Genomic DNA, 8,656 nt, shown 5'->3' with positions numbered 1-8,656 from the left:
TTATTATTAAAACCATCGGCAACTAAATGCCTTAAAAATCCTCTTTAGAATAATTTTCACCTTTTTCATTTTATTAAAAGATAGCTTTCCTAAGGTCCTTCTGACCAACCGTTGATCGATCGTCACAATTTTTCCTAGTTTGATAATGGAGGGTTTCGGCAAACCCGCCATTTTTTGAATCCTTCCTGTTAAGAGATCGTCATATGGGGAGATCTTTTTTGGAACTTGGGAGGTGATGGAGGCCAGAATGACATCGGGATGGGTAGAGTTATAATGGTTGGAGGAAATGATAAAGGCAGTGCGTTGTTTGGTTGTGGTCAAATCGGTGAAAGGAAAAGGAATCAGACGACTTGACCTTGTTTAAAGCTTATCATAGACCTGGTCCTCAGGATTATCCCAGAACCTAAAGGAAGACTCCGTTGCCTTTAATAACCCTAAGTCCGAAGTTTGTCAATTTAAATGATTCTGGACCACTTAAAATATTGGGCGGGAGGTGCAAAATTATGATGGCTTTAAATACACCTCTATTTGAAATACGGGGCAACCTTATTTTCTTGATCCACGGACCTCCATAAAATGTATTTTCGCAGGCTAAACAGAGGTTTACCTGATGTCGTGTGGAGCAGGAGTGGGCCTTTGAGTCGAGGGTTATGAGGCTGTAGCGCAGTTTTTTTAATTAGCGTTTCCTCCTAAGTTATGCTAAACTAAAAAAACTGTTTAATTTCGGAGAAGTCTAATGAGTAATATTGAAAACATCGAACAGGAAATTCAAAAATTAACGCCATCGGAACTGGGAGATTTTCGCAAATGGTTCCAACAATTTGATGCCGAGAATTGGGATAGGCAGATCGAAGAAGATGTGAGGGCCGGCAAATTAGATACTCTGGGGGAGGCTGCGATCAAAGCGTTTAAAACCGGTGGGTGCACGGAGATTTGAAGCATTTCGCCTCTCCTGAGTTTTGGGCTTGTTACAAAGAACTTCCTCCACCTATCAAAAAGCTCGCCGACAAATGTTATACTCTCCTGAAAAACAATCCTCATCATCCATCTTTGCATTTCAAGAAAGTTGGCCGTTTTTGGTCCGCTCGTATTGGCCTTTATTACCGTGCTCTCGCGGTTGAAATCCCTGAAGGAACACTTTGGTTCTGGATCGGCAGCCACGCAGATTATGATAAATTGTTGGGCTAATTCCTCTTTAGACCTTCAAAAAGATCTAATCTGAGTAGAGTCAATTAAACTGTAAAAGGTGTTGTAAAGCTCGTTGGTGGGCGTGCGTAGGTATCTACTAGGAAATCTCGATTTGTAATCGGCAAGGCGGCCCTAAACCTCGTTTTGCGGCAACAAGAACTCCCGTTAAAGGCATCACCCCTAAATTTATAATTCTTCTTTTCAAGTGATTATCTTGCTGACCCCGACCTTTGAATTTTCCCTCTTTGATAATACCTACTCTCCCTTAAAATTCCCCCTTTGGAAAAGGAGCAACCCAAAACCTCCCCCTTTCACAAAGGGGGATTGAGGGGGATTTTTAAATCATTTTTCCCCTGTAGACCCCAAAGCCCTGTTACGGGGATCTTATTTGGTAAGGAATCAGTCCCTTTTTTTAATTCTTGACTTATCTTACCCTTTTTTCCTAAAGGCTTTTGAAGAAAATTTCCTTTTTCCAAAATAAAGATTTCTTAAAAGGGGAATATCTTTTCTGGAAAAGGCCGATCGAAGGATTTTTAGTGATAACTTTAAATTTTTTAAAAAAATTTATTTTGCTACAAAAATGTAGCGGAGGTTCAACTTTTAAAAATTTTTAAGGCACTTATGAATAACTTTGAAATCGATAACAAAGCAAAAGAGAGATTTTTTATTGACCAATATTGACATCGGGTTAAATTCACGAAGTTTTTGGAATGAAATTTGCTTTAGTTTATTCATTTTAATTTTATAATTCTGAATGAGAAATACTACAATTTGTGATTGACATTCTGATTATTCGCTGGTATTTTCCAAAACTGTTTTTTTTGAAATTGTCCCTGGGTTCCTTTTCTAAATGGGAGTTTGAATGCTCAACCGGACCTCTCTTTGTTCTCATTCCTTCCTTAGCGTTTCTCTCTTTTTAATTTGTCTACTGGTATTGTTTTCTCCATTGGAGGTTTTTGCAGGGAATTTTACCGTTTTCGGACCTCAAAACTATACACGGGGTTCCGGAAGTCCCGAGCCCGTGGTCTTTAACTTTTCCGTTTTAAATCCCGAAACCGAATATACCCTTAAAATTACAAACGGCGGACTGGAGGATGACCAGTTCGAACTGGTCTCAAGCTCGGAATTTTTGTTAAATGGGGTTGAAATCGTCGGCCCCAACGAATTCAACCAGAATGTGAGCTATATTGAGAAGCCGATCACGGTCAATACCGCCAATCAATTTTCCGTGGAATTAAGGGGAAAACCCGGAGGTGGTTTAACGGTTGAAATTGTAGGGCTGGATAATGATCCTCCCACCATCACAGCTTTATTGGATATTCAACCCAACGGGGCAGGATGGCACAATCAGGATGTCACGGTGAGTTTTTCATGCGATGATGCCATCTCAGGCGTGGCCGCCTGTTCCGATTCCATTATCGTGAATTTGGAAGGTGCGGCCCAGGTTATTACGGGAACGGCCATTGATCATGCAGGGAATTCCCAAACCGCATCTGTTGTTATTAACCTTGATAAAACCCCGCCGGTTTTAAACTCATCAACTGATCCGATCCCCAATGCCAATGGATGGAACAATTCCGACCCGACTATCAGTTTCAGTGCTACGGATGCTCTCTCCGGTTTGGTTTCGGTTTCTCCCGATGTGACGGTCACAACGGAAGGGGCCAACCAGATCATCACCGGGACGGCAACGGATCTCGCGGACAATATCGCAACATTGGATGTTACGGTCAATCTGGATAAAACCGCCCCTATTATTTCTGCCACTTCTTCACCACTACCCAATGCCAACGGGTGGAATAATACGGATGTAAATGTCAGTTTTACAGGCACAGACAGTTTATCTGGGATTGATACCCTTACCCCGCAAATAACGGTAACCTCCGAAGGTGCCAATCAATTGATCACCGGAACGGCTGTAGACATGGCGGGAAACAGTTCAACCGCGAGCGTTACTTTAAACATCGATAAAACCCCTCCGAGCCTTATACTGACTTCACCACCCGATGAATTGGCGACCAATCAAACCGTTTTATCTGTCACAGGAACCGCAACAGATGCCAATACCGTTTCCGATGTCAGCGTCAACGGAACCTCAGCCAATCTCTTAGGGGACGATTTCGAATTGGCCCTGGCCCTGACGGAGGGAGCCAATACCGTCATCGTGACCGCGACCGACATTGCCGATAATAGCACGACACAGACTCGGACTGTTTCGGTTGATAGTATCGCCCCTGTGGTAACCATATCCTCTCCCGCTAACCTCTCAACCTCCAACCTCTCGACAGTTTCTGTCACCGGGACCATCGACGACCCCGATGCGACCCTAGAGGTCAACGGGGTGGATGCAACCATTACCGGGAATACCTACGCAGCGGACATCACATTGGGTGAGGGAACACGGTTTATCACGGCCGTGGCCCAGGACCCCTTGGGAAACACGGGGACGGCCAATATCTCCGTCACGATCGACACCACGCCGCCCAGAGTGATCCTCAACACACCAATAGATGGGGCGACGGTTTATGCATCCCCCGTCACCGTGACGGGGATGATCAACGATATTGTTTCGGGAACGGTCAACGGGAACAACGCCACGGTGACGGTCAACGGCGTTCCGGCTACCGTATCCAACCGGGGATTTATGGCCGAAAACGTCTCCTTAAATCCCGGCCCCAACACCATTACGGCCGTCGGGACGGATACGGCGGGGAATCAGGCCCAGGCCAGCATTACGGTCAATCTGGACACAAGCGCCCAGGCCAGAATCAACATTATTTCGGGCAACAACCAGACCGGGACCATCGGGGCTCCACTTTCTCAAGCCTTGGTAGTAGAATTACGGGATGCGCAGGGGAACCTCATGGTGAATCATCCCGTGACCTTTAATGTCATCCGGAACAACGGTTATTTCGATGGCGGCCCCAGGAAGGTGACCCTCAATTCCGATTCACTCGGAAGGGCTCAAGTGACCTGGACACTGGGAACCTATGCGGGAGCGGGGGAGAACCGGGCGGAGGTCACTGCCATGGGGATTTCCGCCAAAGCGCTTTTTACCGCCACGGGAGTTGCGGGCACCGCGGCATTGATTCATCCCGTCAATTTCAGCGTCTTCCGGGGTGAGGCGGGAAATGCCTTACCGGAGCCGATGCAGGTCATCGTCAGTGATGAAAAGGGAAATCCCGTCCAAGGTGTGTCCGTAACCTTTACGGTCGTAAATGGAGATGGATTGGTGAATAATCAAACACAAATCGACGTCCTATCCAACAGTGACGGAAAGGCCCATGTGACCTGGGTCCTGGGGCCGGAGGAGGGGATTACGAACAATAAAGTAGAAGCGACCTTTCCGAATAATCCCGGCCTTCCCGTGACCTTTGTGGCATCCGGGGTCATTCCCGGAAATCCGGAAGACACCTCTTTTTCAGGCATCGTGTTGAGCAATACGGAGGAACCCATACCAGGAGTGGAGGTTTCCGTATTAAATACGCCGTTAGAGACACAGACTGACGATCAAGGCCAGTTTCGACTCACGGGGGTTCCGGTGGGTGCCATACATCTCATCGTGGACGGGACCACCGCGACGATTCCGGGGACCTGGCCCACGCTGGAGTTTCAAGTGAATACCGTATCCGGCCGTGATAATACCGTGGGAATGCCGATTTATCTTTTGCCCATCGATGTTCAAAACGCTCAAACGGTCAGCCCATCTCAAAGTGCGAGCCTCCAGGTCAGCAACGTGGCGGGGTTCTCATTGGACATTCCCGCGGGAAGCGTGACCTTCCGTGACGGATCCCAGACAGGCTCTGTATCCGTGACTCAAGTCCACCGGGACAAGGTCCCCATGCCCCCGCCCAATGGCTTAAACCCGAAACTGGTCTTCACCATCCAGCCTCCGGGTGCTGTTTTTGATCCCCCTGCACCAATTTCCTATCCTAATATTGATAACCGGCTGCCCGGAGAGATTGTGGACCTGTATTCCTTTGATCATGACCTGGGTCAGTGGGTGGGGATTGGGACAGGCACGGTTTCACAGGACGGGGCTTTTATTGTTTCAGATCCGGGTGTGGGGATTATTGAAGGGGGGTGGCATTTTCCGGCACCTCCAGAATTAATTTCGAGGAAAACGATTTCAAAAATCAAATGTGGTGGAAAGACAATTGAGGAAGTTGGTTGGGAAGTTTGGATTCAAGAATCGGTTTCATTTTTAAAGCAAGTAGACCAACATAAAAATAATTATCTTAAAGAGGTTATGGATCTTTCCTCTTTCGTAGATTTTGAATTTATTAACCATGCTGAAAGAACATTGGCGGATACTTGTGACACCCAAAAGACTATTGGTGGTTGTTTTAATCCAAATAATGAAACGATTTTTATTATTGTGGATGATCCTTTGATTGCAGAGAATAACGGCCCAGCATTCCATGTCCTGCTTCATGAGCTTTACCATGCTGCTGTTTACGAACGTAAAATGGATTCCAATAATGATGGTGTTCCCGATTTAGGGCCAATTTTTGATGAGGATGAAGATGGAGCCCCCGATGATATTGATCCAAGTTTTCGAATAGATGGTGTTACGCCAAGATTCGATATACACGAAGGAGCGACTATTTTTGGCGTAAAAATGAACCCGGTTTGTCAGAAATTGGGATAGGCAAAAAATGACGGTTTTTAAGGAAAACCTCAAAATATTTTATTTTCAACAACTTTTATTAATTTTATTTTTTCCCTTGAATTCCTTTGGGGAAAGAACACAAATCCAATCTTTTGTTTCCCAGGATGGCAAAGCTGAATTAATAATTTTTAAGTCCCAAGTAGATCTTCAATTTGAAGGGGGGGAAATTATTACCCCGTACAAAGAAGAATATACACAATTATTTATAGAGGAGCTCAGAAATAAAAGTTTTGAAATAAGACTTTCGGCACTACAATCCTTATTAATTATGGTGGAAGGCATGGACATTCCTAAAGATATCCTTGAAACTCTTTACACAAATCTTAAAGGTTCTGGACAGGATAAAATTTTCTCAAAGGAACAAAATCTTGAGCTAGAGAAAGCCTACGAGGAAGCTTTATGGGTTATCGAATATAAAAGAATTTCATCTATGGAAGAAAAATTGGATTTTTTAGAATCTGCTTTAATGCAAAATTCTCCCAGAAAAGGTCCCAACTATTTTTCCACCTTTTATGAAGTTAAATCAGTGAGCTTTCTTGCTAAGACAGGTACAGATGAGGCAAAAGAGATTCTAGAGAAAGCCTTAATTTTGGAACAAAATAGGGAACGACCTTATGGAAGATTTTTGAAAAGCATTGAAAATGGGATTGAAGAAATCTCTCTACGCCAAGAGGTAATGGCTTTACGTCAAAGTGTTAAAAAGATGAGCCCTTCCAAGGAAATCCAAGCCATTAAGCGCTTTCTTTATGAACACAAGACCCCTAAAACTGTTTCGGGATATCCTGATCCCTGGCCTGTTAAACGATTAGCCGAAATCAAAAATGTTGAGTCCATTAAAGTTCTGAGAGAAATTTGGGAAGATAAAACTTTTACCTATGGCTACCGAGTTCATGTGGAAGACATTTTTCTTAGACTTGACATCATTAAGCCCGAAGAAAAAATAGTATTGAGGCCAATCATATGAGATTTTTTATTAGAGCTATACCTTTATTTTTTACATTCCTTTTATTTCCAATTTTGGCCCACTCACTTACAGAAATTAAAGAATTTGATGCAATTACCCAACCTGACTGTGTAGTTAGTGTCCTTAACCAAACAGTTCCTGTTATTCCTGATGGTGAAATTGAAATAAATAATGTGCCTGTCGATGGGAGTCCGTTAACGGCTCGTCTGAATTGCACCAATGGAGCAATCCGGTTTGGAGGAAAAACAGCGCTTATTAATCCTCCCCTAGATGGAATAGTTGATTTTGGAATTTTGGAAGTCACAGGGTTACCACCAATTATTGATTTCCTTTCCCTTACTTCCTCAAAACTCTCCTTGACTAGTCTTGGTGACACAGCTCAGTTTACAGTCACCGGAACCTATGATGACGGGACCACGGCGGATGTGACCGGCGAGCCCGATACGGTCTACACCACCAGCAATCCGAATATCGCCACGGTGAGCAGTTCAGGGTTGGTGACAGCGGTTTCTTCCGGAACGGTGGTATTGTCTGCAAGCAAGGATGGTGTTCTGTCGACATTGCTTATGATGGTGAGTACGGGAACTGCAGGAGACTCCGATGGGGACGAAATTCCGGATGATTATGAGACCGCCAACGGCCTGAATCCCAACGATCCCTTTGATGCGGATTTGGATCCCGATGGGGACGGGCTGACCAACTTGCAGGAGTTTCAGACCGGAACCGATCCAAACGTGGCCGATACCGATGGAGACGGCATCTCCGACGGCGCGGAGGTGGCCGGAACCAGCGGGTTTGTGACCAATCCCCTCTTGGCCGACACCGATGGAGACGGGATTCGGGATTTACTTGAGATCCAGACTGGAAGCGATCCCACTGATGCCGGGAGCTTTAATTTGGCCCAGGCCTTAACCTCAATCGATGTGACCCCATCAAATTTTATCCTGGCGTATAACACTATCCTTAACCAAGATGCCACAAGGCAGCTGACCGTGACTGGGAATCTGTCGGATGGGACTACCATTAATCTCACCTCCACAAATAAGGGAACCAATTATACATCCTCGGATCTTTTGATCTGTAACTTCGGTGCCACCGATGGGGAGGTCTTCGCGGGCCAGGATGGGCTCTGTACGCTGACTGTTTCCAACAGCGGTTTCTCCGATACCGCAAGCGTGACGGTTGAAACCTTCTCTCCCGTTCCCTTATCTTTTGTGGATCTACCGGGCATACCCTACAATCTGGATGTCCGAGACAATTATGTTTATGTTGCCGATGGGGTGGGAGGGCTGCAGGTGGTGGATGTCTCCGACCGAAGTTTTCCTCAGATCGTCAGCTCTGTCAATACCCCCGCAACCAACGTTCAGGTAGTGGGAGATATGGCCTATTTATCGGGAGGCAGCGGAATAGGCTTGTATATAGTGGATATCTCCGATCCTTTAAATCCACAACTGCTGGGGAGTGTGGATACACCCGGGTTGGCCTGGGATGTGGCGGTCTCGGGCAACCGTGCCGTCATTGCCGATGAAGGTCCGGGGATTCATCTGGTGGATATCAGCGACCCCGCTACTCCCGTTCTTGTGAGTACGCTGGATACGCCGGGATTGGCCCGAGGGGTGGATGTGGTAGGAGATCTGGCCATTGTGGCGGATCGAACGGCGGGCATTCAAATCGTTGATATCAGTAATATGCAGAGCCCTCAGATCGTGGGCAGTGTAGACACCCCCGGAGATGCCTTTGAAGTGATGGCGGATGGAAATATCGTCTATGTGGCCGATTACACGGGAAGCCTTCAGATCGTGGATATCTCCGATCCTGCCAATCCGGTGATC

Annotated in this window: 5 protein-coding genes; all 5 read left to right on the top strand. The window is 46.0% G+C overall.

Annotated features, from left to right (window positions below; translation table 11 throughout):
- The first annotated feature begins 736 nt into the window (after positions 1-736).
- Positions 737-937, top strand: coding sequence for a hypothetical protein (locus VGB26_15445; GenBank protein ID HEX9759168.1), 201 nt, complete (start codon positions 737-739; stop codon positions 935-937).
- Entirely contained in the window at positions 934-1,188 is a 255-nt protein-coding gene (locus VGB26_15440) for a hypothetical protein (protein HEX9759167.1), read from the top strand. The genes VGB26_15445 and VGB26_15440 overlap by 4 nt, the downstream gene beginning before the upstream one ends.
- A gap of 862 nt (positions 1,189-2,050) precedes the next feature.
- Entirely contained in the window at positions 2,051-5,839 is a 3,789-nt protein-coding gene (locus tag VGB26_15435; protein HEX9759166.1) for a carboxypeptidase-like regulatory domain-containing protein, read from the top strand.
- 7 nt (positions 5,840-5,846) lie between these two features.
- Positions 5,847-6,824 (top strand): hypothetical protein, encoded by a 978-nt coding sequence (locus VGB26_15430; protein ID HEX9759165.1) that lies wholly within the window; start codon positions 5,847-5,849, stop codon positions 6,822-6,824.
- The coding region (locus VGB26_15425; GenBank protein HEX9759164.1) for an Ig-like domain-containing protein at positions 6,821-8,656 on the top strand (1,836 nt) is incomplete at its 3' end. The genes VGB26_15430 and VGB26_15425, both read left to right, overlap by 4 nt.

Source organism: Nitrospiria bacterium (genome assembly GCA_036397255.1).
Taxonomy (GTDB): Bacteria; Nitrospirota; Nitrospiria; order DASWJH01; family DASWJH01; genus DASWJH01.
Note: the sequence above shows the minus strand (reverse complement) of the source record. Positions and strands in the feature narration are given on the sequence as shown.